This is a genomic window from Erythrobacter sp. SN021, from assembly GCF_021864455.1.
On sequence record NZ_JAKKUW010000001.1, the window covers coordinates 256,983 to 283,447 of the forward strand.

Annotated in this window: 26 protein-coding genes and 1 tRNA gene; 21 read left to right on the forward strand and 6 right to left on the reverse strand. The window is 61.7% G+C overall.

Translation table 11 applies throughout. The features are described 5' to 3' along the window. From proS to L5849_RS01220, 3 genes are read left to right on the forward strand one after another with little or no spacing between them, the layout of a single operon-like run. Positions 1–1,542, forward strand: a complete 1,542-nt coding sequence (gene proS / locus L5849_RS01210) for a proline--tRNA ligase (protein WP_236923995.1) — start codon at positions 1–3, stop codon at positions 1,540–1,542. Between the two features lie 42 nt (positions 1,543–1,584). Further along, a complete protein-coding gene (locus L5849_RS01215) occupies positions 1,585–4,005 on the forward strand; it encodes a ribonuclease R family protein (RefSeq protein ID WP_236923996.1) in 2,421 nt (806 codons plus the stop codon). A 57-nt stretch (positions 4,006–4,062) separates the two neighbouring features. Continuing rightward, a complete protein-coding gene (locus L5849_RS01220) occupies positions 4,063–4,470 on the forward strand; it encodes a GFA family protein (RefSeq protein WP_236923997.1) in 408 nt (135 codons plus the stop codon). On the opposite strand, the gene L5849_RS01225 is transcribed toward L5849_RS01220, so the two are convergent. Then, on the reverse strand, positions 4,467–4,919 hold the full coding sequence (locus L5849_RS01225) for a universal stress protein (RefSeq protein WP_236923998.1): 453 nt from the start codon (positions 4,917–4,919) through the stop codon (positions 4,467–4,469). The two genes, L5849_RS01220 and L5849_RS01225, sit on opposite strands and share 4 nt — an antisense overlap. 133 nt (positions 4,920–5,052) lie before the next feature. Between L5849_RS01225 and L5849_RS01230 the strand changes: the two genes are divergently transcribed. The 8 genes from L5849_RS01230 to L5849_RS01265 all read left to right on the forward strand — a co-directional run bounded on the left by L5849_RS01230 (position 5,053) and on the right by L5849_RS01265 (position 11,662). Beyond that, a complete protein-coding gene (locus tag L5849_RS01230) occupies positions 5,053–6,360 on the forward strand; it encodes a pyruvate dehydrogenase complex dihydrolipoamide acetyltransferase (RefSeq protein WP_236924601.1) in 1,308 nt (435 codons plus the stop codon). Beyond that, complete coding sequence (locus L5849_RS01235; RefSeq protein ID WP_236923999.1) at positions 6,357–6,668, forward strand: hypothetical protein; 312 nt, start codon at positions 6,357–6,359, stop codon at positions 6,666–6,668. Before L5849_RS01230 ends, L5849_RS01235 begins: the two co-directional genes overlap by 4 nt. Positions 6,669–6,696: 28 nt before the next feature. Next, on the forward strand, positions 6,697–7,038 hold the full coding sequence (locus L5849_RS01240; RefSeq protein WP_370459124.1) for an acyl-CoA thioesterase: 342 nt from the start codon (positions 6,697–6,699) through the stop codon (positions 7,036–7,038). Next, on the forward strand, positions 7,035–7,433 hold the full coding sequence (locus tag L5849_RS01245; protein WP_236924002.1) for a hypothetical protein: 399 nt from the start codon (positions 7,035–7,037) through the stop codon (positions 7,431–7,433). Before L5849_RS01240 ends, L5849_RS01245 begins: the two co-directional genes overlap by 4 nt. 24 nt (positions 7,434–7,457) lie before the next feature. Beyond that, on the forward strand, positions 7,458–8,885 hold the full coding sequence (gene lpdA, locus L5849_RS01250; protein WP_236924003.1) for a dihydrolipoyl dehydrogenase: 1,428 nt from the start codon (positions 7,458–7,460) through the stop codon (positions 8,883–8,885). A gap of 10 nt (positions 8,886–8,895) precedes the next feature. Continuing rightward, positions 8,896–9,393: a ClbS/DfsB family four-helix bundle protein gene (locus L5849_RS01255; RefSeq protein ID WP_236924005.1), complete on the forward strand. Its 498-nt coding sequence runs from the start codon at positions 8,896–8,898 to the stop codon at positions 9,391–9,393. A gap of 56 nt (positions 9,394–9,449) precedes the next feature. Then, positions 9,450–11,309: a cation:proton antiporter gene (locus tag L5849_RS01260; protein ID WP_236924006.1), complete on the forward strand. Its 1,860-nt coding sequence runs from the start codon at positions 9,450–9,452 to the stop codon at positions 11,307–11,309. A gap of 170 nt (positions 11,310–11,479) precedes the next feature. Further along, positions 11,480–11,662, forward strand: a complete 183-nt coding sequence (locus tag L5849_RS01265) for a hypothetical protein (protein WP_236924008.1) — start codon at positions 11,480–11,482, stop codon at positions 11,660–11,662. A gap of 1 nt (position 11,663) precedes the next feature. On the opposite strand, the gene L5849_RS01270 is transcribed toward L5849_RS01265, so the two are convergent. After that, positions 11,664–11,753: transfer RNA gene (locus L5849_RS01270), tRNA-Ser, on the reverse strand. A gap of 124 nt (positions 11,754–11,877) precedes the next feature. On the opposite strand from L5849_RS01270, the gene L5849_RS01275 reads away from it, so the two are divergent. The 10 genes from L5849_RS01275 to mazG all read left to right on the forward strand — a co-directional run bounded on the left by L5849_RS01275 (position 11,878) and on the right by mazG (position 20,792). Next, positions 11,878–12,900 (forward strand): lytic transglycosylase domain-containing protein, encoded by a 1,023-nt coding sequence (locus L5849_RS01275; RefSeq protein ID WP_236924009.1) that lies wholly within the window; start codon positions 11,878–11,880, stop codon positions 12,898–12,900. Further along, complete coding sequence (locus L5849_RS01280; RefSeq protein ID WP_236924010.1) at positions 12,884–13,882, forward strand: SPOR domain-containing protein; 999 nt, start codon at positions 12,884–12,886, stop codon at positions 13,880–13,882. The genes L5849_RS01275 and L5849_RS01280 overlap by 17 nt, the downstream gene beginning before the upstream one ends. Before the next feature lie 38 nt (positions 13,883–13,920). Continuing rightward, positions 13,921–15,081 (forward strand): D-alanyl-D-alanine carboxypeptidase family protein, encoded by a 1,161-nt coding sequence (locus tag L5849_RS01285; protein ID WP_236924011.1) that lies wholly within the window; start codon positions 13,921–13,923, stop codon positions 15,079–15,081. Beyond that, complete coding sequence (gene tmk, locus L5849_RS01290; protein WP_236924012.1) at positions 15,078–15,713, forward strand: dTMP kinase; 636 nt, start codon at positions 15,078–15,080, stop codon at positions 15,711–15,713. Before L5849_RS01285 ends, tmk begins: the two co-directional genes overlap by 4 nt. Then, the gene (locus L5849_RS01295; protein WP_115416782.1) at positions 15,713–16,663 is read left to right on the forward strand and encodes a DNA polymerase III subunit delta'; all 951 of its coding nucleotides are present in this window, start codon (positions 15,713–15,715) and stop codon (positions 16,661–16,663) included. Before tmk ends, L5849_RS01295 begins: the two co-directional genes overlap by 1 nt. After that, on the forward strand, positions 16,656–18,215 hold the full coding sequence (gene metG, locus L5849_RS01300; RefSeq protein WP_236924013.1) for a methionine--tRNA ligase: 1,560 nt from the start codon (positions 16,656–16,658) through the stop codon (positions 18,213–18,215). The genes L5849_RS01295 and metG overlap by 8 nt, the downstream gene beginning before the upstream one ends. Beyond that, positions 18,215–18,991: a TatD family hydrolase gene (locus L5849_RS01305; protein WP_236924014.1), complete on the forward strand. Its 777-nt coding sequence runs from the start codon at positions 18,215–18,217 to the stop codon at positions 18,989–18,991. The genes metG and L5849_RS01305 overlap by 1 nt, the downstream gene beginning before the upstream one ends. Beyond that, positions 18,988–19,755, forward strand: a complete 768-nt coding sequence (locus L5849_RS01310; protein WP_236924016.1) for an MBL fold metallo-hydrolase — start codon at positions 18,988–18,990, stop codon at positions 19,753–19,755. The genes L5849_RS01305 and L5849_RS01310 overlap by 4 nt, the downstream gene beginning before the upstream one ends. Then, positions 19,752–19,919: a hypothetical protein gene (locus tag L5849_RS01315; RefSeq protein ID WP_162814931.1), complete on the forward strand. Its 168-nt coding sequence runs from the start codon at positions 19,752–19,754 to the stop codon at positions 19,917–19,919. The genes L5849_RS01310 and L5849_RS01315 overlap by 4 nt, the downstream gene beginning before the upstream one ends. A 108-nt stretch (positions 19,920–20,027) precedes the next feature. Further along, positions 20,028–20,792 carry a nucleoside triphosphate pyrophosphohydrolase gene (gene mazG / locus L5849_RS01320; RefSeq protein ID WP_236924017.1) on the forward strand — a complete coding sequence of 255 codons (765 nt, stop codon included), beginning with the start codon at positions 20,028–20,030 and terminating at the stop codon, positions 20,790–20,792. Here mazG and hflX read toward each other — a convergent pair. The 4 genes from hflX to L5849_RS01340 form a co-directional block, all read right to left on the reverse strand. Further along, positions 20,789–22,087 (reverse strand): GTPase HflX, encoded by a 1,299-nt coding sequence (gene hflX, locus L5849_RS01325; protein WP_236924019.1) that lies wholly within the window; start codon positions 22,085–22,087, stop codon positions 20,789–20,791. The genes mazG and hflX overlap by 4 nt on opposite strands. A 17-nt stretch (positions 22,088–22,104) precedes the next feature. Continuing rightward, entirely contained in the window at positions 22,105–22,644 is a 540-nt protein-coding gene (hfq, locus tag L5849_RS01330; RefSeq protein WP_115416788.1) for an RNA chaperone Hfq, read from the reverse strand. A 167-nt stretch (positions 22,645–22,811) separates the two neighbouring features. After that, entirely contained in the window at positions 22,812–24,197 is a 1,386-nt protein-coding gene (locus tag L5849_RS01335; RefSeq protein ID WP_115416789.1) for a sigma-54 dependent transcriptional regulator, read from the reverse strand. 9 nt (positions 24,198–24,206) lie between these two features. Then, positions 24,207–26,435 carry an ATP-binding protein gene (locus L5849_RS01340; RefSeq protein WP_236924020.1) on the reverse strand — a complete coding sequence of 743 codons (2,229 nt, stop codon included), beginning with the start codon at positions 26,433–26,435 and terminating at the stop codon, positions 24,207–24,209. Positions 26,436–26,465: the final 30 nt, after the last annotated feature.

Sequence of the window (26,465 nt, forward strand, 5' to 3'; positions counted from 1 at the left end):
GTGGCCCACATCCGCCATGCCTTGAAGACCAAGCGCGAAGACGATTTCGCCGCCTGGTACCAGGAAGTTATCAGCGCCGCCGAAATGGCCGAGGAATCGGGCGTGCGCGGTTGCATGGTTATCCGACCGTGGGGTTGGGGGATCTGGGAGCGGATGCAGCGCCTGCTGGACGACCGGATCAAGGCGACGGGACACGACAACTGCTATTTCCCGCTGTTCATCCCGCTCTCCAATTTCGAGCGCGAAGCCGAGCACGTCGAAGGTTTCGCCAAGGAAATGGCGGTCGTCACCCATCATCGCCTCATCGCGGGCAAGGACGGCGGGTTGGTCCCCGATCCCGAAGCGAAGCTGGAAGAACCGCTGGTCGTTCGCCCCACTTCCGAAACCATCATCGGCGATGCCATGGCGCGCTGGGTGCAAAGCTGGCGCGACCTGCCGTTGAAGCTCAACCAGTGGGCCAATGTCGTGCGCTGGGAAATGCGCACCCGCATGTTCCTGCGCACCAGCGAGTTTCTCTGGCAGGAAGGCCACACCGCCCATGCCGACGAGGCCGAGGCGAAGGACCACACGCTCACCATGCTCGAGGTCTATCGCGCCTTTGCCGACGAGGATCTCGCGCTGGCCGTCATTCCGGGCGAGAAGCCCGAGAACGAACGCTTCCCCGGCGCGGTCGAGACCTGGTCGATCGAAGCCATGATGCAGGATGGCAAGGCGTTGCAGGCCGGCACCAGCCATTATCTCGGTACCAATTTCGCCAAGGCCAGCGGCATCAAGTTCCAGAACAAGGAAGGCAGCGAAAGCCTCGCCCATACCACCAGCTGGGGCGTCTCCACCCGGATGGTCGGCGGTGTCATTATGACGCATGGCGATGACGACGGCCTGCGCCTGCCGCCCAAGATCGCACCGCAGCAGGTCGTTATCCTGCCGATGCTGCGCGACAAACCCGAGGACGAGACGCTGGTCGACTATTGCGAGGCGCTCCGCGCAACGCTCGCGGGCCAGAGCGTGCTGGGCGAGCCGCTGCGCGTGCTGCTCGACACGCGTCCCGGCAAGGCGGCGCAGAAGCGCTGGGACTATGTGCGCAAGGGCGCGCCGATCATCGTCGAGGTGGGCAGCCGCGACATGGAGAACGGCGTCGTCAGCCTGCTGCGCCGCGACCGGCTATGGGATGCCGAAACCGGCAAGCCCGCCTTCCAGAACCCGACCCGCGAAGTGGCCGGGAAGGCCATTCCCGATATCCTCGCCGACATGCAGGCCGCGCTGCTGACCGAAGCGGCCGAACGCCGCGATGCCAACATTACGCGCGGCGTCACCGATTTTTCCGAGGTCGAAAAGCACTTCGCGGCCTCGCGTTATCCCGGCTGGATCGAGGTCCAGTGGTCGAAGCCCACAGGTGCGGCGCTTGAGAAGGTCGTCGAGCGGCTCAAGGAGCACAAGCTCACCATTCGCAACGTGCCGATGGATGCCGCGCCTGCCGACGGTAGCTGCATCTTCACCGGAGATCCGGCAGTGGAACGCATCCTTATGGCCAAGGCTTACTAGCACGCGCGTGACATGGGGACTTCGGGTCCCCATATTGCGCGCATGACAAAACAGAACAAATTCCGGAAGCCGCAGGGGCTTCCGACGAAAGACCAGATTCTCGAATTCATCCAGACCTCCGATATCCCCGCTGGCAAGCGTGAAATTGCCAAGGCGTTCGGGCTGAAAGGTCAGGAAAAGATCGCGCTGAAAAAGCGCCTCAAGGACATGGCCGAAGAAGGCCTGATCGACGGCAAGCGCACCGCCTATCACCGGATGGGCGGCGTACCCAAGGTAACCGTGCTCAAGATCGTTGCGATCGAGGATGGCGAACCTGTGGCCGAGCCCGAGAACTGGGCTCCCGACAACAAGGAAAAGCCGCCGCGCCTGATGGTGAAGGAAAGCAAGAAGATGGCCGCGCTCAAACGTGGCGACCGGATTCTTGCGCGCAATGAAGAAACCGAGCGCGGGTGGCGCGCGACGCCGATCAAGAAGCTGCCCGCGCGCACCGAAGGGCTGATGGGCGTCGTCGAAAAGGATGGCAGCGGCAATTACTGGCTCGCGCCCGTCGACAAGCGCGTACGCGAAAGTGCGCCCATCGGCGATGTGGGCGAGGCGAAGGAAGGCGAGTTGGTGCTGGCCGAGCGCATGGGCAAATCCGCCCGCTCCAAGGTCAAGGTGGTCGAAGTCGTCGGCGACCCGCTCGCGCCCAAGGCCTTCAGTCTGATCGCCATCGCCAAGCACGGTATCCCGCATATTTTTCCGCAGGAAACCATCGCCGAGGCGGAGCGGGCAGTCGACCTGCCGCTTTCGCCCGACCATCGCGAAGACCTGCGCGACGTGCCTATCGTCGCCATCGATCCGGCCGATGCGCGCGACCATGACGACGCGATCTGGGCCGAGCCGGACGGCAAGGGCGGCTACCGCGCGATTATCGCGATCGCCGATGTCAGCTATTACGTCCGCCCCGGCGGTGCACTCGACCGCGAGGCGAGGAAGCGCGGTAATTCGGTCTATTTCCCCGACCGTGTGGTGCCGATGCTGCCCGAAGTGCTGAGCGCCGACGTTTGCAGCCTCAAACAGGATGTCGACCGCGCGGCGATGGCCTGCCACATCCGTATCGACAAGGACGGCAAGGTCAGCGACTGGCGCTTCACCCGCGCGATCGTGCGGCTCGCAAAGAACATCGCCTACGAGGACGCGCAGGCCATCGCGGATAATCGCTTCGAGCCCCTCCCCGAGCGGGGAGGGGTTGGGGAGGGGCGTACCACGCCTGAAACATCGAACACCCACCCCTCAATCCCCTCCCTCAAGGGAGGGGAAGATTTGCCACGAGTCCTGGAGAATCTGTGGGGCGCGTGGAAACTGCTGTTCAAGGCGCGGCAGGCGCGAGATCCGCTCGATCTCGAATTGCCCGAGCGCCAGGTGCGCCTCAACGACGAGGGTGTGATCGAGGAGATCGCCGTGCGCGAACGGCTCGATGCACACCGCGTGGTCGAGGATTTCATGATCGCCGCCAATGTCGCCGCGGCCAAGGCGCTGGAGGCCAAGGCCGCGCCGGTCGTCTACCGCGTGCACGAACAGCCGAGCCGCGAGAAGCTGCTCGCCTTCCGCGAATATCTCGCCACGCAGGGCAAGAAGTTCGCGCTGGGCCAGGTGATCACACCGGGGATCTTCAACCGCATGCTCAAGGACATCGCCGATCCGGCCGAAAAGGCGCTTATCATGGAAGCGGTGCTGCGCAGCCAGACGCAGGCTTTTTACGGGCCGCAGAACGCGGGGCATTTCGGCCTATCGCTCGGCTCTTATGCGCATTTCACCTCGCCGATCCGCCGCTACGCCGACCTTCTCGTCCATCGCGCGCTGGTCGATGCCTATAAGCTGGAACAGCCCGAACCGAAGATAGACCTGCCAGAGACATCGGGCCTTTCGGATCGTGACAAGACCGCGCTGCACCAGATCACCGATGCGATCAGCCAGACCGAGCGCCGCGCGATGGAGGCGGAACGCGACACGATCGATCGCTATGTCGCGGCCTGGCTTTCGGGCCGCGTGGGCGAGACCTTCGATACGCGCATCACAGGCGTTCAGGGCTTCGGCTTTTTCGCCACGATCGAGAAGCTGGGCGGAGACGGCCTTGTCCCGGTCAGCACGCTGGGTCGCGAATATTTCAGCTATGACGAGAAAGCGCAAAAGCTGATCGGCGAAAGCAGCGGGACCGAATATGCCGTGGGCGATCGTCTGAAATTGAAGCTCGCCGAGGCCAATGCGCTGACCGGCGCACTGAAATTCGAAGTGCCCGACAGCGATGGATCGGGTATCGAACCGCGCGGCAATCGCGTTCGCGCGAAGAAGCGCACGCATCAGAAGCGTGGCCCGAAAAAGCCGCCGGTCAAGGGCAAGGGCGCTCCACGCCAGCAGCACGATCAGGGCAAACGCGGGCGGCCGGGGAATATCCGGCACCAGGGGCGCAAGAAGAAGTGAGATAACGGGTGGAGCGCGGCTCCGCCGACCGATTTCGACAGGGAGGGGCAGGCGGATATGGCCGCGAACACAGAAGGGTCTTGTAGTTGCGGCGCCGTCCGGTTCCGGGTCACGGGGCCTTTCGAGAGCTTCTTCCTGTGCCATTGTCGGCGCTGCCGCAAGGATACCGGATCGGCCCATGCCGCCAATCTCTTCTCGCAGGCGGCCGAGCTCCACTGGCTTCGCGGGCAGGACACGGTCAGGACCTATCGCGTACCGCACACCGGGCATCGGAAGAGCTTCTGCACGATTTGCGGATCATCGGTCCCGCACAGTGCTGACGACGGGGCGGGGATTGTGGTGCCGGCAGGCTGTCTCGACAGCGCCATCGATCTTCTGCCCGACGCACATATCTTCTGTGCAAGCAGGGCGGAATGGGATGTGCGCCTGGAAGACATCCCGCATTGCGCCGCTCTGCCGGGTTAGGCCAGCGCGTCGATCTGTTCGCGGCTCAGGCCGCCGGGGACGAGGTAGAGCGGGCAGGGCAGGCTGCTCGCACTTCCCGCGAAATGCGTCACCAGCGGGCCGGACCCGCCTTCGGCACTCGTCGCCAGAACCAGTGCGGCGATATTGCCGTGTTCCTCGATATATTTGCGGATAACGTCGGCCGGCGAGCCCGGACGCACGGCGATGGTCGGCATCTTGCCCATCTCGCCGAAAATGTTTCCCGCCGCGCTATTGGCCATCACTTCGGCCCGCTCGCGCGCTTCCTGCTCGATCGTCGCCTGAACGCCGCCGAACGCGTTGAAGGTTTGCTGCGGTACCAGCGCCAGAATATGGACCGATCCGCCGGTTTTCTGCGCCCGCAACGAGGCAAAACGCAGCGCCTGTCTGGCCTCTTCGGTCTCGTCCATGACGACAAGGTATGTACGCATCGATGCTCCCCGGCTCCCTCGGCAGCGGACTACCCGTTAATTCGTGTTCTCCGCAAGGACCTTGCAGTCGACCGACCTTTTCGCCAGAGGTGCGATCGAACTCATTCCCCAGCGAGGACGTAACGTCAACACCATGCCCACGCCGATCAAGATGCCCGCCCTGTCGCCCACCATGGAGGAGGGCACGCTCGCCAAATGGCTGGTAAAGCCGGGGGACACGGTCAATGCCGGCGACATCATGGCCGAGATCGAAACCGACAAGGCGACGATGGAATTCGAAGCCGTGGACGAAGGCACGATCGCCTCCATCGCGGTGGAGGAAGGGACCGAGGGCGTGAAGGTCGGCACGGTCATCGCCATGCTTGCCGAAGAGGGTGAGGATGTGGACGAGGCCGCTGCGGCGGCGCCTCCGGGCGATGCTCCTGCTAAAGAGCCCACCGAAACCAAGGAAGAAGAAAAGGGCGTCGTCCCAGCGAAAGCTGGGACCGCTAACGGCTCCGCTCAACCGAAAGCGACCCCAGCGTCCGCTGGGGTGACGGACAAGGACCGTATCATCGCCTCGCCGCTCGCCAGGCGCATTGCCGAGCAGAAGGGCATCGATCTGTCGAGCCTGAAAGGCAGCGGCCCCAACGGCCGTATCGTCAAGGCGGATGTCGACGGCGCGCAGCCCGGCGCCGCACCCGCCAAGGCCGAAGCTGCCGCGCCTGCGCCGAGCGCCCCGAAACCGGCGACGCTGGGCGGCGATCTCGACGCGCCTTACGAAGCGCAAAAGCTCAACAATGTCCGCAAGGTCATCGCCAAGCGCCTCACCGAGGCGAAGCAGACCATCCCGCATATCTACCTCACGGTGGACGTGCGGCTCGATGCGCTGCTCGACCTGCGCAAACAATTGAACGCCTCGCTGGAGGCGGACGGCGTGAAGCTGTCGGTCAACGATCTGCTCATCAAGGCGCTGGCCCGCGCGCTCCAGCGTGTGCCTGCCTGCAATGTCAGCTTCCAGGGCGACGAGCTGTTCCAGTATGCGCGCGAGGATATCTCGGTCGCGGTCGCCGCGCCTTCGGGCCTGATCACGCCGATCATTCGCGATGCGGGCCGCAAGGGCCTCGCCCAGATCAGCACCGAGATGAAGGACCTTGCGGGCAAGGCGCGCGACGGCAAGCTGCAGCCGCATGAATTCCAGGGCGGCACCGCCTCGCTCTCCAATCTCGGCATGTTCGGCACCAAGCAGTTCGACGCGGTGATCAACCCGCCGCAGGCGATGATCCTCGCAGTCGGGGCGGGCGAGCAGCGCCCGCATGTCATCGACGGCGCGCTGGGCATCGCCACCGTGATGAGCGCCACCGGCAGCTTCGACCACCGCGCCATCGACGGCGCCGACGGAGCGCAATTGATGGAAGCTTTCCAGCAACTGGTCGAGAACCCGATGGGGCTGGTGGTTTGATTTCGGAAGAGGCCAAGGCACTGCCGGGAGGCTTTCTTGCGATTCTGCTCTTGTGGCTCGGTGCAGGCTCGCTTTTCGTTAGCCTACTGCTCCTGGCTCTGCAGGCTGGTTCGCCGGGATTTCTGGGCGGAATGTCATCCACATGGTTGGCTATCCCGGCCTGGGGACTCGTGGCGATGACACTGGCGATCATCTTGCGGCGAGGGGAAAATCCGACCGCCCGCGTCGCTGCAGCGATATGGCTTTTGCTCGGCGTCGTTTCGCTCATTGCTCTCGAGCTCAACCTAGAGAATCTCCCTTTTGCCTGAACGCTCCCCCCTCATCCGCGTCACGGCCATGCCGACCGACCTCAACCCTTATGGCGGGGTGTTCGGCGGGTGGCTGATGAGCCAGATGGCATTGGGTGCAGGCTCGCTCGCCAGTCGTCATGGCAAGGGCAAGGCGGTGGTCGTCTCGGCAAGTGATTTCGCCTTTCCCGGCGTCATGCAGGTGGGCGACGAGCTGTCGGTCTATTGCGAGATCGCCGCCACCGGCAACACCTCGCTCACTATCGCCGCCGAAGCCATCGCTCGCGAGCGTAATGGCGAGGCCGAGACCAGGGTGGCGCAGGGCACGTTCAAATTTGTCCTGCTCGACGATAACGACCGTCCGCGCGCAGTGGCGGAGCGGTGGGCATGATTGCCGCGCTGCTCCTTTCGCTGGGGACAGTCAGCGGCCCGCCTGCACCCGAGGCCGAGAGCTTTCCCGAGCCTCGCGCGCCGATGATCGGTCTCGACGGGCCGAGCCTCGATGCATGCGGCGGGCTTGGCCGGGTCGGCGGGGCATACCGCAAGCAGGTCATCCGCGACGCGCCCGAAGAAGGCGCGCGCACCAGCGACACGCTCGAGCAGAGCACGCTTGTCTGGCTGTGCGAGGCCGAGGGCGACTGGCAGGGCGTGGTCTATGCGAGCGGCGAATTCCAGGAACCCGGCGATTGCCGCGTGAGCAGTCCGGTCGCCGAGCCTCGCGCCTATGACGGGCCCTGCCGCGCCGGTTGGGTGCTGGCGAAAGATGTAGAATTTCTCGCCGGGTAAGCGGCGAACCATTTCGGAGTTATCATGGCTGACAAATACGACGTCATCGTTCTCGGTTCCGGGCCTGGCGGCTATGTCGCGGCGATCCGCTGCGCGCAGCTTGGCCTGAAGACCGCCATCGTCGAGCGCGAACTGCTCGGCGGCATTTGTTTGAACTGGGGCTGCATCCCGACCAAGGCGCTGCTGCGCAGTGCCGAAATCCTGCACTACGCCCAGCACGCCAAGGACTATGGCCTCAAGATCGCGGGCAAGATCGAAGCCGATCTCGAAGCTGTCGTGAAGCGCAGCCGGGGGGTGGCCAAGCAACTCAATCAGGGCGTCACGCACCTGATGAAGAAGAACAAGATCACGGTGCATATGGGCGAAGGGACGCTGACCGGCCCCACCAGCCTCACCGTGAAGGGCGAGAAGGGCGAGGAGAAGCTCAGCGCCAAGCACGTGATCGTCGCCACCGGCGCGCGCGCCCGCGACCTGCCCTTCGCCCCGGCCGACGGTAAGCGCGTGTGGACCTATCGCCATGCGATGACCCCGCCCGAAATGCCGAAGAAGCTGCTCGTCATCGGCTCGGGCGCGATCGGGATCGAGTTCGCCAGCTTCTACAACGATATGGGCTGCGAGGTGACCGTGGTGGAAATGCTCGACCGGATAGTGCCGGTGGAAGACAAGGACGTTTCCGCCTTCCTCGAGAAGAGCCTGACCAAGCAGGGCATGACCATCATGACCGGCGCCGGGGTCGAGGACCTGAAAGTCTCAGACAAGGGCGTGAAGGCCAAGATCAACCCCGGATCTAAGTCCGGGGCTCCGGGCAAAGCGGTCGAGACCGAGTTCACGCACTGCATCGTGGCCATCGGCATCGTGCCGAACACCGAGAACGTGGGGCTGGAAAAGCTGGTCGAAATGGATCGCGGCTTCATCCAGATCGACGACTATGGCCGCACCAAGTCGAAGGGCCTCTGGGCCATCGGCGACTGCACGCCCGGCCCCTGGCTGGCGCACAAGGCGAGCCATGAAGGCGTCACCACCGCCGAAGCAATCGCCAGGGAACTGGGCAATAAGGATGTTCACCCCCATCCGCTCGACCGGGGCAACATCCCGGGCTGCACCTACTGCCATCCGCAAATCGCGTCGGTCGGAATGACCGAGGCCAAGGCCAAGGAAGCGGGCCATGAAGTGAAGGCGGGCACATTCCCCTTCATCGGCAATGGCAAGGCCATCGCCCTCGGCGAAGCGGACGGCTTCGTGAAGACGGTGTTCGATGCGAAGACCGGCGAGCTGCTGGGCGCGCATATGGTCGGCGCCGAAGTCACCGAGATGATCCAGGGCTTCGTCGTCGGCAAGACGCTCGAGACGACCGAAGCGGAACTGATGCAGACCGTCTTCCCGCACCCGACAATCAGCGAGAGCATGCATGAAAGCGTGCTTGCGAGCTACGGCAGGGCGCTGCATATATAGGAGAGCTTCCATGGCTGCGACCACCCAGTCCGAACTGCTCGCCCTGACCGAGAAGGAGTTCGCGAAGCTCGACAAGCTCATGAGCAGCATCCCGGCCGATATCGCTCTGCGGAAGGATGAGGAGGATACCTCGATCAAGGATGTCGTCGCCCATCGCGCGAATTGGATCGCCCTATTCCTCGGATGGTATTTCGACGGGCTCGCGGGCAAGACTGTCCACTTTCCCGCCGAAGGGTACAAGTGGAACGAGTTGAAGCGATACAACGCCCGGCTCCGCGAGAATCAGGCGAGTTTGAGCTGGGACGAGGCGCGAGCCTTGCTGCGGGACCGGCACGTGCAGCTGATCTCGTTTATCGTGGAGCGGGACGATGAGAGCCTTTATTCCGGGCCCATGAAGGGCGCGAACAACGACTGGAAGCCCGGTCGCTGGGCCGAGGCAGCGGGGCCGAGTCATTACCGGTCTGCCGGAAAATACATCCGCGGCCGTTTGCGTGAGATGGCCGCCTAGATGCTCCACAGCCTGGTCATGGCGCGATTGGCGCTTGGGCAAAGGGGGATCGTGAAATGACCGGGTTCCTGATCCTCGCCTTCCTCATCCTCGTCGCAGGTGTAGTCGCCGTTCCGCTGGCGAGCCGGTTCGGTCTCGGATCGGTACTGGGCTACCTTCTGGCGGGCATGGCGATCTCGCCGGTGCTTGCCTCGCTCAATGTCGATGTCGACGCGTTGCAGGTCTTCGCCGAATTCGGCGTGGTGATGATGCTGTTCATCATCGGCCTCGAAATGGAACCCAGGCGGTTGTGGGCGATGCGCGGCAAGCTGGCCGGGCTCGGCGGCGGTCAGGTTCTGCTGACCACTCTGGTCATTACCGGTATTGCCCTGATCGATCGCCAGTCCTGGCAGACGGCGCTCGCGATCGGAATGGTGCTTGCGCTCAGCTCGACCGCCATCATCGTCCAGACACTGACTGAAAAGGGGCTGCTCAAGACCGAGGGCGGCGAGGCCAGTTTCTCGGTGCTGCTGGTGCAAGACGTCGCCGTGATCCCGATTCTGGCACTGCTGCCGCTGCTGGCACTGCCCGACCTCGCGGCGGGGACGGTGGCCCATGGTGGGAGCGGCGCGCATGGCGGCATCGACCTCACCGCGCGCATGTCCGGATGGCTGGCAGGCGTCACCAGAATCGGCGCTGTTGCGACAGTGATCGCCATTGGAATCTATGCGATCCGGCCGCTGTTCCGTTACATCGCCGAGGCCAATCTGCGCGAACTGTTCACGGCCGCCGCGCTGATGGTCGTTATCGGCATCGCGCTGCTGATGTCGCTTGTCGGACTATCGCCTGCGCTGGGCGCTTTCGTGGCGGGCGTGGTGCTCGCAACCAGCGAATACCGCCACGAATTGGAAAGCGATATCAACCCGTTCAAGGGCCTGCTGCTCGGACTGTTCTTCATCACGGTCGGCGCGGGGATCGACTTCGTGCTGGCCAGCACGATCTGGCAATCGGTGGTCTTCTGGGCGGCTGTGACGATCGCGGCGAAGATGGCGGTGCTGCTGACTATCGGCTGGCTCTACGGCCTGCGCCGCCAGGCACTGTGGCTGTTTTGCCTGAGCCTGCCCCAGGCAGGGGAATTCGCCTTCGTGCTGATCGCCTTCGCGGTCGGCAATGCGGTGTTCGACCAGGCCTTCGCCGATCAATTGCTGCTGATCGTGGCGTTGACCATGTTGGCCACACCGCTGCTCTTCATCCTGTACGACAAGCTGATCGCGCATGCCTATTGCACCAGCCAGACCCCCGACGAGGCCGACACCATCGATGAGGAAAACCCGATTATCATCGCCGGACGAGGGCGTGTAGGCGGGATCGTCGATCGCATGCTCGATGCCGCGGGACACCGCGCGACGGTCATCGATTACAACAGCCAGCACCTCGAAAACCTCAAGAAATTCGGCATAACAACCTATTACGGCGATGCGACGCGCCCCGATCTGCTGGCAAGCGCCGGGATCGAGCGGGCGCGCATCCTGGTGGTCGCGCTGGACGAGCGCCAGCAGATCGACAAGCTGGTCCGCTATGCCTGCGAAGCCTTTCCGAATTTGCATGTGGTGGCCCGCGCGAAAGATCGCGACCATGTCTATCACCTATGGGCCATGGGGTGCCGGGACATCGTTCGCGAGACCTACGACAGCGCGCTGCGCATGGGACGCTCGGTCTACGAGGCGCTGGGCCATGACCGCCAGGCCGCGACTGCGATGGTGGAGGCATTCGAGGAAATGGATCGCACATCCATGCGCGAAGTCGCCGATGCCTATCGACTCGACATTCCGCCTTATGAAAACGAGGAGCTCCTGGCCAAGATCAGGGAACTGAAGGCCGAATGGGACCCGAAATTGCGCGACGCGATGGACGAAATCGCAGGGAGGGGAAAGTGATACGTACCCTGCCACGGTAAGACCAAGGGGTCGCACGCCGCCATGGTATCCGATGTCGCTTTGGCGGCGCGGTTGTGAAACCTGCCTTTGATCTCACTGCCAGGGCGCCTTGCCGCCATGTCTGGACATGATAGCATCGACCGGCGTTTACCGAACGAAGGAGTAAACGCATGGAATACGAGATCGACGATGATCCGCAGGATAGCGATTGCATATCCGAAGGTCAGCGCGATGGCGGCCTGATCGAAGACCATATCGCGCTTCGAAATCAATCGAGCGTTCAGCCGAAAGACTATCCCTCTGCCGACCGGGAGGACCAATCGGTCGGAAGAGCACCGCCTCGCGGCGAATAGCTGGCGGACAGGGTGGGATTCGAACCCACGAAGGGCTTGCACCCTTGCCGGTTTTCAAGACCGGTGCATTCAACCGCTCTGCCACCTGTCCGCGAGCGCGGCGCTAGCTACCCACATAGAGTGTATTTGTCACGCCCCGAGGAACTTCGATGGATAGTTTTCCGTAAACGGTGAATGACACTTGCCGTTAAGCTTCCCTCTGCGACAATGAGCGTATGATTTTTCGCCGCTTTCTTGTCGCCCTCGGGGCCATCGCCCTCTCGCTTCCTTCCGTCCCCGCGCAAGCGCAGGAGGATATCGGCTTCGACGCCTATCTACAGCTTTTGATAGCACGGGCACGCGCCGAGGGAGTCAGCGAAAGTACGCTCGCCCGGATGACCGCGGGTCTGGAGCCGAATTATCGAGTCATCGAATTGGATCGCAACCAGCCCGGCGCGCCGACCAGCACCGGCTATCCGCCGCTGGCGCCCTATATAGCGAGGCACGTCGATAGTGCTCGTATCATGGGTGGCCGCAGAGCGTATTCCCAGTATTCGGGCACCATCCGTTCTATCGAGCGGCAATACGGCGTTCCGGGAGAGATACTCGTGGCAATCTGGGGTCACGAAACCGCCTATGGTGCAGTCAAGGGCGGCTTCGATCTGTCGCGGGCTCTGGCGACCATGGCGTGGGAAGGGCGTCGCCGCGATCTGTTCGCCAGCGAATGGGTCGCGCTGATGAAGGTTGCCGACAAAGGCTATTCCCGCAGCGAGCTCAAGGGCAGTTGGGCGGGCGCGTTCGGCAATCCGCAGTTTCTGCCCTCCGTCTACCTTCGCCTCGCGGCCGACGGGAACGGCGATGGCCGCGCGGATATCATGAATAGCGGCGCTGACGCCCTTGCATCCATCGCCAACTATTTCCGCGATGCCGGTTGGCGCAGCGGCCAGCCTTGGGGTGTGCGAGCATACATCCCCTCCAATTTCGACGTCGCTTCCCACCGTACCGAGATTGTCGCTCCGGTTTGCGCCAGGGTGCATGAGCGCCACAGCGTCTACAAGACCGTTCGAGAATGGCGTGAACTGGGCATTCAACCCCAAGGTGCGATCGGTGACGATCTGCTTGTGACGCTCTTTCAGCCCGATGGCCCCGGAACATCCGCTTGGCTGTTAACGTCGAATTATCGGGTCATTCTCGAATATAACTGCTCGAATTATTACGCCATGAGTGTGGGATTGCTGGCCGATGAAATTGGAAACTAGGATCCTTGGCGCCGCACTGGCCGGGCTGAGCTCTTTCGGCCTGGGTGCTTGCGCCAGCATCGCGCAGGACGCACCGGCACCTGCAGCACGGCCTATCGGCAACGGACCTTCGGCCGATTATCCGATCGTCATTGGCGATCCTTTCACCATAGACGGTGTGACCTATACACCGCTCGACACGATGAATTACGATCAGGTCGGATATGTCACGGTGGACGAATCCGGTACGAAAGGCATTACCGGCGCGCACCGCACGCTCCCCTTGCCAAGTTATGTCGAAGTGACTGCTCTCGATACGGGAAGAACGATCCTGGTGCGGGTCGAGCGGCGTGGTCCGATGACCAATGAACGCCTGCTGTCATTGTCGGCTAATGCCTTGGGTCAATTGGGTGCGGAGGAGGGGGCTCCGATACGGGTCCGCCGAGTCAATCCTCCCGAAGAACATCGCGCTGAATTGCGTGCCGGGCGCGAAGCGCCATTGCGCATGGATACCCCGCAGGGCCTGCTCGAAGTGCTCAAACGCCGCTTGCCCGAACGCGGTTCCGCCCCTCTGGGGGATGCCCGGCAGGCGCCGGTGAGCGGCGCGGTGCCCGTCCCGGATATCGCAACAGTCGATCCCGATGAGGAGGCTGTCATGCCATCGCCCACGCAAGAAACCGACGCTAGTGACGAGGCCCAACCCGCCCCGCGAAACGGCGCGCTGCGCCCACAATTGCCCATGGCGGTTGAGGGTGGCCCCACACCCGCGCCGGTCATGGTGGAGACGTCCGAAGATGGGAAATTCGCGGTGCAACTGGGTGCCTTTTCAGTGCGATCCAATGCCGATAGCCTGGCCAGGCGGGTTCAGGGCTATCTCGAAACGAGCGGCAATCTGACTCTCGTCCGTGTCGGGCCATTCGCAACCCGTGGACAGGCAGCGCAGGCGCTCGCCATGCTGCGAGAGCGGGGCTATAGCGACGCCGAAATTCGTTTACTCGACTGACACGGCCGTGGCGCTTGCCTCGGCGAGAGGGAGCCCATTTGAGTTATCGTCTGACTTCGCTCGCCGTTCTGGCAACGGTTTTGGTCGCCGCACCACTGGGAGCGAGGGATAACCCTGGTCCCGCCATACCCAGCGTGGAAGACGCGCCGATCGCTTACCTCCTCGACTCGTCGAGCGGACAAGTCCTCTTCGAACGGGATATCGACCGTCGCTTCATGCCGGCATCGATCACCAAGGTGATGACCACTTTCCTGGCATTCGAGTGGATGGAGGAGGGGCGGCTTTTCCCCCAGCAGGTTTTTGGAATCAGACCTGAAACGTTCCGCCAATGGAGCCGCAAGGGATCCACCATGTTCCTGCCGGCGGACGCGCGCGTTACGGTTGACGATCTGCTGCATGGGGTCACTACCGTTTCGGCCAATGATGGCGCCGTCGTTCTGGCGGAAGGAGCCGCCGGATCGGTGGAAGATTGGGTCGCCGCGATGAACGCCAAGGCCCGCGAGATAGGCATGGCAGACAGCCGGTTCGGCAATCCCAACGGGTGGATGGATGAAGGCAGGACCTTTGTCACCGCCCGCGATCTGGGAACGCTGGCGCAGGCCATGGTGACACGCCATCCTTCGAAATATCGCCATTTCGTGGGTGCCAGGGAATTCGAGTATAACGGTATTACGCAAAGCAACCACGATCCGATTTCCGGCGTGGTGAGAGGCGCGGACGGAATCAAGACAGGTTTCACCAATCAGGCGGGTTTCGGTTTCCTGGGCTCGGCACAACGCGACGGGAGGCGCCTGATCATGGTCGTTGCTGGCAGTCCAAGCGGGCGTGTCCGGGCGTATGCCTCCCGTTCCCTTGTTGAATGGGGTTTTGAGGCGTTCGACAGTCGGACGCTTATCGATCCTGGCGAACGCGTTGCGAGCGCCCGTGTGCAAGGTGGAGGCGCATCCGAGGTCGGCTTGACGACGCTGCGGGGCATACGGGTATCCGTACCGAAGGGCAGAGAGCCGCAAATTTCACTCTCGGTCCGCTATGAAGGGCCGTTGCGCGCGCCGATCGCCAAGGGCGAACATGTTGCCGAACTTCTCGTCACGGTGACGGGCATGCCGAGTTACCGCGTCCCGCTTGTGGCCCGAGAGGAGGTTCTCGAGGCGACGGTGATTCAGAGGGTATTCAATGCCTTCAGGAGCTGGCTTACGTGATGCCGGGCCGTTTCATCGCATTCGAGGGTGGCGAAGGCATGGGCAAGTCGACCCAGGCTCGCTTGTTGGCCGAATTTCTGCGTGGAGAAGGCCGTTCGGTTGAATTGACGCGCGAGCCGGGCGGAACACCCGGTGCGGAAGCGATCAGAGAGCTGCTCCTTTCGCCACCCGGGGAGGGCTGGACTCTCGAAGCGGAGGCGCTGCTTTTCGCTGCCGCGCGGGCCGATCACGTTGCCCGCAAAATTCGCCCCGCGATCGAGGCCGGCGACTGGGTGATCTGCGACCGCTTCCTCGATTCCAGTCGCGCCTATCAGGGCCGAGCGGGCGGGATGGGCGATGATCGTGTGAGGACTTTGCACGAGATAGGCAGCGCCGGATTGGTGCCGGATGTCACAGTCGTCATCGACGCGCCCATTGGCGATGTCACCGCGCGTCTGGTCAATCGCGACGGAGAGGAAAGCGATGCGATCGGCGGGAGAGCAGCCGAGTATCACGCATCCGTAAACGCTGCCTTTCTGGAATTCGCGCGGGCCGAGCCGGATCGATTCGCTATCGTCGATGGCAGGGGGTCCGTCGAGGAGGTGCACGAAAAGGTCCTCGATGCGCTGTCACGCTTTTTGGGAACCCCCTGATGCTGCTTGGCCATGAAACCGCCTGGCGCGAGTGGCACGAGGCGCTGGCAGGGGAAAGGATGCACCATGCCTGGCTGCTGGCGGGGCGCCGCGGCGTGGGTAAGGGCAGCTTTGCCCTGGCGGCCGCGCGCGAACTCGTCGGAGCGGATCAAACCGAGGCCCAGCACCACCCGGACATCCATGTTCTCACATATGCTCCCAAGGACGACAAGGAAGAGCGCAAGCGCGCCGATGGTAAACCTTACGAATTGGCCCGAAGCATCCGCATCGCACAGATCCGAGCCATGCAAAGCAGGCTGAGTACGCGGCCGACAATGGGCGACAGGCGTGCCATCATCGTCGACCCGGCCGACGATCTCGAGCGCAACGCCGCCAATGCTTTGCTCAAAAGTCTGGAGGAACCACCAGTGGGGACATATTTCCTCCTGGTTTCCCACAGCCCGGCCCGGCTGTTGCCCACTATCCGCTCGCGCTGCCGTGTATTGCGCTTCCCGACCGTATCCGAAGCGCAAATGGACCTTCTATTACGCGATCTGGCGCCGGATGCGGATGACGCAACCCGGGCGGCAGCCATTGCGGCTGCTGCGGGGTCTCCGGGGGCCGCTCGGCAATTCGTCGACATGGAACTGGGCAAGGTCGCGCAGGCCATGGGGAACATCCTCGACCGGGGAGATCCCGATTTTCACCTCCGGGGCACGCTGGCCGGCTTGATCGGCGCCCGTCCGGACCGCGAACGCATCCGCGCCGTCCTGGAACTTGCGCGATCGGTGGTGGCGCAGCGTCTCGAGGCTTCGCTGGACAATCCGCACAGGATAATCGACGCGCATAGCGAGCTGGTACGCCTGAGCGGCGAGCAGCCGACCTACAATTTCGACGCCGGGCTTCTGGCGATGGAAATCGGCACCTTGCTCGCGAAGGCCGCTGCGGCTAGCGAGCGGGCCGATGGCTGAACCTTATTACCTTACGACCGCGATCCACTATCCCAATGGCAGGCCGCATATTGGCCATGCCTATGAAACGATCGCGGCCGATGTAATCGCCCGCTTCCAGCGCCTTCGCGGGCGCGAGGTCCGTTTTCAGACCGGCACCGACGAGCATGGGTTGAAAATGGCCCAGAAAGCACGCGACATGGGCAAGACGCCGCGTGAACTCGCGGATGAAATGTCGGGCTATTTCAGGGAGCTGTTCGATGTTTTGAACATCTCCTACGATCGTTTCATCCGCACGACCGATTCCGATCATCATCGTGCCAGTCAGGCGATCTGGCAAGCGATGGAGGCAAAGGGAGATCTCTATCTCGATCGCTATGAGGGGTGGTACTCGGTCCGCGACGAGGCTTATTATGACGAGAAGGAGCTTGTCGAAGGGGAGGGGGGCGAAAAGCTCTCACCGCAAGGCACGCCGGTCGAGTGGACCGAGGAAGAGACGTGGTTCTTCCGACTGTCGCGATATGCCGAACCGCTGCTCAAATTGCTCAAAGCGCCCGGTTTTCTCGAACCGGCAAGCCGACGCAACGAAATGGTCGCGTTTGTCGAACGCGGTTTGCAGGATCTGTCGGTCAGCCGGACGAGTTTCGACTGGGGTGTCAAGGTCCCGAACAGCGACGGTCACGTCATGTATGTCTGGGTCGATGCGCTGACCAATTACATCACCGGCGTCGGCTATCCCGATGGCGGCGAATTGTGGGAAAAGTTCTGGCCGGCCGATCTGCATCTGATCGGCAAGGACATCGTTCGCTTCCACACGATTTACTGGCCGGCCTTCCTGATGAGTGCCGATCTACCGCTGCCCAAAAAGGTTTTCGGTCATGGCTTCCTGCTCAATCGCGGGGTCAAGGAATCGAAATCGCTGGGCAATGTCACCGACCCGATGGAGCTGGCGGAAAAGTTCGGGGTTGATGCGCTGCGCTATTTCCTACTGGCCGAGGTGACCTTCGGACAGGATGGTAGCTATTCGGCAGAAGCACTTGTAAATAAAGTAAATGCAGAGTTGGCTAATAGCTTTGGCAACCTCGCGCAGCGCACGCTATCGATGATCGCCAAGAATATGGATGGCGTATTGGAAGTTTTCGAGCCGTCGGACGACGACAAGGCTTTGCTTGCCAAGGTCCGCGAGGTCTGCGCCGACATCCTGCCGCGCGAATTCGAGCAACTCGCGTTTTCCATCGGGATCGAAGCCTGGCTCAAGGCGGTCTACGCCTGCAATGCCTATGTCGACGAACAGGCGCCTTGGGCCCTCAAGAAAACCGATCCGGAGCGGATGAAGGCCGTGCTTCAGACGCTTTTCATGGCGATCAGGGATCTTGCCATCGCTATTCAGCCCGTAGTGCCGGAGAAGGCCGCTGCGGTGCTCGACCAGCTTGGCGTTCCGGCGGAGAAGCGGGCTTACGCCGATCTCGCGGACGATGGTTGGTTCCGCGCGCTCGCTGGTGCCGGGCACTCGATCGGCAAGCCCACACCGGTCTTTCCGCGCCTCGAACTGCCGGAAGAAGAGCCCGCCTGATGCTGGTCGATAGCCATTGCCACCTAGAATACGAAGGCCTCGTCGAGGAGCAGGGCGAGGTGCTGGACCGTGCCCGCGGGGCAGGGGTGCAGGCCTTCCTCAACATCTCGACGAAGCGTTCGGAATGGGGGCAGGTGATCGGTACGGCCCAGGCCGATGCCGACATTTTCGCCAGCGTCGGAATTCATCCGCACAACGCGGATCAGCATCTCGACCTGACCCGTGACGAACTGCTGGAAGCCTGTCGGGAAAAAACGGTGATCGGGATCGGCGAAACCGGGCTCGACTACTATTACGATCATTCAGATCGCGCCGCGCAGCAGAAACTGTTCCGAATGCACATCGACGTAGCGCGCGAGCTTCAGCTTCCGCTGATCATTCACACGCGCGATGCCGAAGACGACACGCTCGAGATACTCGAAGATGAATTGGGGAAGGGGCGCTTCCCGGCACTGATCCATTGCTTCACCGCTTCGGCCCAATTCGGCGAGCGCGTGCTGGAGCTTGGACTGTCCATTTCGATTTCGGGTATAGTTACCTTTAAGAATGCCAAGGACTTGCAGGCTTTCGCCAAAGCCATTCCTCAGGATCGGCTATTGGTCGAAACGGATAGCCCTTTCCTCGCGCCGGTCCCCCATCGCGGTAAGACCTGCGAGCCCGGTTTCGTGCGCGACACGGCCCAATTCCTCGCGGATTTGCGCTCCGAAAGCCTCGTAGATTTGGCAGAGTATACCACGCGCAATTTCTACACACTGTTCAGCAAGGCGGTCGCATGAAACTGCTGATGCTCGGCTCCGGCACGTCTACAGGTGTGCCGAGGATCGGCAACGACTGGGGCGAATGCGACCCGCACGAGCCGCGCAACCGGCGTATGCGTGTATCGATTATCGTCGAAAACGATGCGGGCCGAAAGCTCCTCGTCGATACCTCGACGGACTTGCGGGCGCAGCTTCTGGCCAACGGAGTTGCGAAGGTCGATGCGGTCTTCTGGACGCATGACCATGCCGACCATTGCCACGGTATCGATGACCTGCGGGTCATGCGGTATGATCGCAGCAATCCGTTACCGGGCTTTGCGAGCAAGGTGACCTGCGAACGGTTGCGGCGGCGTTTCGATTATGTCTTCGAAGGTCAGTTCGGTTATCCTACCCTAATCGATCTTCGGGAAATCACGCAAAAACAACTGATTGCGGGCTTTTCCTTCGACCATGTAGAGATGCCGCATGGTCCGGTGACAAGCACCGGCTTTCGCTTCGACGCCGACGGTAAATCGATCGTATACGCCACCGATTTCAGCGAGATCACACCGGCAATGGTCCGGTGCTTTCAACGCGCCGATATTCTGGTGGTCGATTGCCTGCGCAGGCGGCCGCATCCAACGCACGCCAATCTCGATATGGCTCTCGAACTGGCGCGCAAGGCCAAGGTGCGCAAAACCGTGCTCACGCATATGGACAAGAGCATGGACTACCGCAGTCTATGTTCCGAAGTCCCGGCGAATGTCACCGTGGGTTACGATGGATTGGAGATGGCCGCGTGAACGAATATCAAATCGTTTCGCTGGTTTCCTTGCTTGGGTTCCTGATCCTCGTCGCATCGGGTTTTCGATCGCATCAGGTCGGCTTACGAAGGGGATTTTTCATGGCAGGGGCATGGGCTGGAATCTTCGCCATTGTCATCCTGTTCATCGACATGGTTCGCTAAACGCTGGATCGTATTTAACATAATATATATTATCACGCTGATCGTCGCGGTGGACAGCTATGGCTTGCAGCCCTTCCGGTCCCGCGCCGCTCTGGTTAGAGCAACGCCATGTCCCATCAAACTGACAGACTACTCGCGATCATGGCCCGCCTTCGCGACCCGCAGACGGGATGCGAATGGGATACGGCTCAGAATTTCGCCACCATCGCACCCTATACGATCGAAGAAGCCTACGAAGTAGCGGACGCTATCGAACGCGCGGATATGAATGATCTGCGAGGGGAACTTGGCGATCTGCTGTTTCAGGTCGTCTTTCACGCGCGTATGGCGGAAGAAGCCGGCGACTTCTCCTATGAAGACGTCGCACGCGAGATTTCCGATAAGATGATCGCCAGGCATCCGCACATCTTCGGCGACGAAGGCGGAGTCATGGAAGACGAGCGCTGGGAGGATATCAAAGCTGCGGAGCGTTCGGCCTCGGGTGCGACGAGCGCGATGGACGGCGTTGCCCAGGCTCTTCCGGCTCTTCTCCGCTCGCACAAGCTGCAGAAGCGCGCGGCCAGGGTTGGTTTCGAATGGCAGGACCTGGAAGGCCCGATCGAAAAGTTGCAGGAGGAACTGGCCGAACTCGCCGCTGCTGCTACACACGAGGAACGGGTGATGGAGGCTGGCGACGTGCTCTTCGTGGTCGTGAATATCATCCGCCGCTACGGCGTTGATCCGGAACAGGCTCTACGCGCTTCGAACGCCAAGTTCGAAAGACGCTTCAGGGAGATGGAACGCCTATCCGAAGCGGAGAACGAGGATTTCGCGAAACTCGATCTTATCTCGCAAGAGACATACTGGCAGCGTGCGAAACGAGAGGTCGGTTAAGCCAGCGCCTCATACTGCCCAAGCTCTTTCGGATTGAGCCTTACGGTGATCAGCCGAATTGCCCCGTCACTTTCGTCCGCGACATTCTCGATCACCTCGCCATGGGCATGTAGCCATGCAATTCTGCGGCCATCGCTCGCCGCGACCTCGAACGTGCGCAGGGCAGCATTGCGCGTCAACATTTCGCCAAGCCGTTCGAGCAGGACATCGACGCCCTCCCCTGTGATGGCAGAGGTGGCGACTATCCCCTCGTCGGCTTCCACCTGCGCCGCCAAATCCTCGGCATCCGCGGGGGACAATTGATCCCACTTGTTCCAGACTTCCAGGATCGGGATCGAGGAACCCTCCCCTTCTCCGTCGAGCACGCCCAGGTCGCGGAGGACCTGGAGAACCTGCGCCTTCTGAGCGGTAGTCGATGCATTCGAAATGTCGCGCACATGGCAGATGACATCGGCCGAAGTCACCTCTTCCAGAGTTGCTCGAAAGGCTGCAACCAGTTGGGTGGGAAGATCCGAGATAAAACCCACCGTATCGGACAAGATTGCTTTCTCAACTCCGGGCAGCGCAATCGCACGCATCGTCGGATCGAGAGTGGCGAAAAGCAAATCCTCGGCCATGACTGCCGCCCCGGTAAGGCGGTTGAACAGCGTCGACTTGCCGGCATTTGTATAGCCGACCAGAGCGACAACCGGCCAAGGCGCGCGTTCGCGTCGTTCGCGATGGAGGCCACGGGTCTTGCGGACCTGCTCCAGCTCCTTGCGCAAACGGCCCATGCGCTGGCGGATCATGCGCCGGTCGGCTTCAATCTGCGTTTCGCCGGGTCCGCCAAGGAAGCCGAAGCCGCCGCGCTGACGCTCCAGATGGGTCCAGCTACGGACCAGGCGGCTTTGCTGGTAATCGAGATGGGCCAGCTCTACCTGCAGCCGTCCTTCCGCGGTTGCGGCGCGTTCGCCGAAGATTTCGAGGATCAGCCCGGTGCGATCAATGACCTTGCGCGCGAGCTTTTCTTCAAGATTGCGCTGCTGAATCGGGCTGAGAGCACCATCCACCACGACCAGCTCGGCCTCGTTCTGCTCGCAGGCGATACGGATGTTGTCGACCTGCCCCGCCCCGAACAACAGGTTCGGACGCACCTCGCGAACCGGCAGAACGAAGCTTTCGGCGATGACGATACCGATCGCCAACGCCAATCCCTCCGCTTCGGCAAGACGCGATTGTGCATCGAGGTCATAAGCCATGCCTCGTATATCCGGGCACACGATAAGTGCCCGCGCACCGCGCGACACCTCGCCCATCAGGTCGTCATCGAAACTCAGCTTTCGCCCTCTTCCCAATCTTCGGTCAAATCGACCGGGGTTGCGGGCTGGATCGTGGACACGGCGTGCTTGTATGCGAGCTGAACATATCCGTCCCGTTCGAGCAGCATGCAGAACAGGTCGTAGGCGGCGATTTTGCCCTGCAGCATCACGCCGTTGACCAGGAACATGGTAACCTGCGCTTCCGCCTGGCGTACGCGGCTCAGGAAAACGTCCTGCAGCAGGCGCTGTTTGGCGCCGGAGCCCTGGCTCGCAAACTGGCTGGTATCGACCGGCTGTGCCGGCATGATGGTGCTGATCGCATGCTTGTAGACGAGCTGTGATTGCCCGTCACGGCGCAGCAGGATCGAGAAATTGTCGAACCAGGTTACGATGCCCTGAAGCTTGACGCCCTTGACGAGAAACATCGTCACCGGCGCCTTGTTCTTGCGCAGCAGATTCAGAAATGCATCCTGCAAATTCGCAGGGCGATTACCCTGCCCGGATTCGGGCTGTTTTGGACGCGGTCGTGCCGATAGCGTTCGATCACCGGACATGTCTTTTTCCCGTTTCTTGGCAGACCTAATAAAGGCCGCAATCTGGGCGCCCACCACGCCCGAGTTTGTTTGGATCTCCTTCCAGACACAATCATTGTGGAAGAGAATGCCTATTCGCGCAACGAATTCCTGATTTTGTCAGAGAACGTATCCCTTTTCGCTCCTGCCTAATTCTTGCGCTCTTGCCCCTTGCGTTCGACCATCCCGAGCAATTTCAGTTTGCGGTGCAATGCCGATCGTTCCATGCCGATAAAGTTCGCCGTCTTGGAAATGTTCCCGGAGAATCTGCGGATTTGAACGGTCAGGTACTCGCGTTCGAAATTCTCCCGGGCTTCCCGCAAGGGCGCGCCCATCATCGCTCCTACACCGCCATTGCCGCCCGCCTTTCCGCCCATGACCTCCTCGGGCAACATATCCGCTTCGATCTGCTCCAAATCTTCGCGCGGCGTCAATATGATGGTCCGTTCCACCACGTTGCGAAGCTGGCGGACATTTCCGGGCCAGTCATAGGCCTGTAGAGCGGCCAGAGCCTCTTCGCTGACCGTTGGAGGACGCAGGCCCTGTTCGGTCGCGTAGCGAGTAAAGAAGCTGTCGGCCAGTGCGGGAATGTCGTCGCGCCTTTCGGCGAGCGAGGGAACCTCCACGGGAACCACGTTCAGGCGATAGAACAGATCCTCGCGAAACCGCTGCTCTTCCATTTCCTTCGCCAGATCGCGCGAGGTAGAGGAAACAACGCGCACGTCGACCCCAATCTGCCGCGTCCCGCCGACCCTGACGAAACTCTGTTCAGTCAGAACCCGCAATATGCGCGCCTGTGTCGACAGTGGCATGTCGGCAACCTCGTCGAGATAAAGCGTGCCCCCATCCGCCGTCTCCAGCAGACCCGGCCGAACCAGCTTGCCGTCGGATTCCTCGCCGAACAGTTCTTCTTCGAAACGTTCGGGAGTGATGCGAGCCGAATTGACGATGACGAATGCCTTGTCCGCACGTGGGCTCCAACTGTGCAGCAACCGAGCGGCGACCTCTTTTCCCGCTCCGGCAGGGCCTGTGACGAGAACCCGGCTTCCCGTACTTGCGACCCTCTTGAGAGTTGCCCTCACTGCGTTGATTACAGCCGAGTTACCGGTGAATTCATCACCCTGGGCAAGGTTTTCCCGCAATCGCGTGTTTTCGCGGCGCAGGCGCTCGGTCTCCGTTGCCCTTTCGACAAGGTGGAGCAGGCGCTCGGCCTCGAATGGCTTTTCGATGAAATCGACTGCACCGCGGCTCACCGCGCTAACGGCGGTGTCGATGTTGCCGTGGCCGGAGAAGATGATCACCGGCAGATCCGGTTCGCGCACTTTTATGGCATCGAGCACCTCAAGCCCGTCCATTGGACTACCGTGAAGCCACACATCGAGCAGAACCAGGCTCGGCCGCTTCTCATCGACCGCTTCGAGAGCGGCCGTACTGTCGCCGGCAGTGCGGCATTCATAGCCTTCGTCGCTCAACACTCCCGCTACCAGTTCGCGGATGTCGCGTTCGTCATCGACGATCAGAATATCCAGCGCCATGATGCGTCCCTATCCTTCTCTTTGACTATTCTTCTGCGCATCGCCCGTTTCGGCGAGCGGATCGCGCGCAAATCGCATGATCACGCGCGTGCCGCCGGTTTCAACCGAGGTGAATGTCATTTCCCCGCCATGCTCCTCGACGATCTTGTTCACGATCGCGAGGCCCAGGCCAGTGCCCTTCTCGCGTGTCGTCACGTAAGGCTCGAGGATGTTCACCCGGTCCTGCGGCAAGCCGATACCATTGTCCTGCACGGAAACGGTCACGGCTTCTTCGTCCGCCTGGACCTCCACCAGAATTTTGCCGCGGTAGTCGACATCGGCAGATTGCGATTTTGCCTCAATGGCTTCGTAAGCATTCTTGAGTGTATTTGTAAGTGCCTGGCCGAGTTGATGCCTGTCACACTGTATACGTTGGGGGCCATCGGGCGCCTGCAAGCGGTAATCGACGGCGGGATGCGCGACCTCCTGGAGGAACAGCGACTGCCGAATGAGATCGAGCGCGTCCTCAGGTCGGAAGCTCGGTTTGGGAAGGCGCGCAAAACTGGAGAACTCATCCACCATTTTGCGCAAGTCACCCACCTGCCGAACGATCGTGCTGGTCAGCTCATCGAACAATTCGCCATCGCTTTCGATCTGCTTGCGATAGCGCCGTTTGAGACGCTCGGTAGCCAATTGGATCGGAGTCAGGGGATTCTTGATTTCATGCGCGATCCTGCGTGCGACATCCGACCAGGCGGCCTGCCGCTGATCCAGCAATTGGCGCGTGATATCCTCGAAAGTGATAACGTGGCCGTCGCTTTCACGCCCGATCTTGACGGCAAGCGTCAGGAGTTCGCCCTCGCGACTATGCGATACGACACCTTGCGAAAGCCCTCCGCGCACCATCGATGCGATCTGCGGTGCCAATTGGTCGAGCGTCGCATCCGGACCATTCCCGCTCGCGGACCTGCCGAGCATGGCCTGCGCTGGACCGTTCATCAGCAGGACATTGAGATCCTCGTCCACCGATATGATGCCGGCACTGACGGATTCCAGAACAGCCTCGATAAAGCCACGGCGCTCCTCGAGCTCGGTATTGGCCGAGAGCAAAGCATCGGTCTGCTTTTCCAGTTGCGCTGTCATTCGGTTGAAAGCGCGATTGAGCAGGCCGATCTCGTCCGCTCCCGTCCGCCCTTCGACCCGCAAAGCGAAATTCCCCGCACCGACCTTGCGGGCCGCCGCAACGAGATCGGTCAGAGGTTCGACCTGGCGATCGGCGAACCGCAACGCGAACCACACGGCCAGGCCGACCAATGCCAAGGATACGAAAAACAGCGCGAGATTGAACCGTAACTGCAATGCGCGGGCGCGCTTGGTCAGTTCGTCGTAGGCGGTGGAAATCGAACGCGCGGATTGCCAACTGCGGAAGGTCCCCGCTTCGGCATTGCGAGCGGTGTAGAGATAGATTCCCGCATCGCGGTCGATGGGGGCGACCGCTTCGATACGTTCGGGGCTCCCCCGCACGGCCACCTGCTCGCCGCCGGAAAGGACTTTCAGCGAATCCTGGGCAAAGGCGCGCGGGTCGCTATCCTCGTTGAGGCCGTACACGACGGCCGTGCGCATCGTCGTATCCGGCATCGCCTGCAAAATCGCGCTTTCGATGACATCGCGCGGCTCGGCCTGGTACTGATAAACGAGCGCGAAATTGGGATCGGTTACTTCGACCCTGCCGAGGATTGCGCGCATATCCATCGCCATGGAGATTGTCTCGTTCGCAAGATCGAGTTGGTTCTCTTCGTAATATCCTTCCGCGAGCTGGTTGGCATTTTCCATCAGTCCACGGGAATCATCGGAGAACCAGAAATCGACCCCCGACTGAAACAGAAACGCCGCGAACCCCGCCACCAACAGCGTGGGGACTGCCGCGATCATGGAGAAGAAGAATACGAGACGGACGTGCAAGCGTGCCGTGCTCCCCGCAGCGCGCCGCAGCGCGATCCTGCGTCCGGCCAGAACCAGCAAGGCCATTGCGGGAATGAGCGTTCCGATCAGCAGCCCTGCCACTTGTCGGGATGGCAGCAATGCGCCATTCGGAGGGGCATTGGTGAAGGTCGCCCAAGTGCTCGCCACCATGACGAGGAAGGCAATCGCTGCTACGACTTCGACATAGGCGATGAAATTCTGACGTCGCGAGGCCACGATGAACCTTCGCCACCAGCGCGGGGTTTGTCGTCTCGTATCTGCAAAGCTGGTGGCCATCGTGGCGCGCATACAACGCCACTGTTGCAC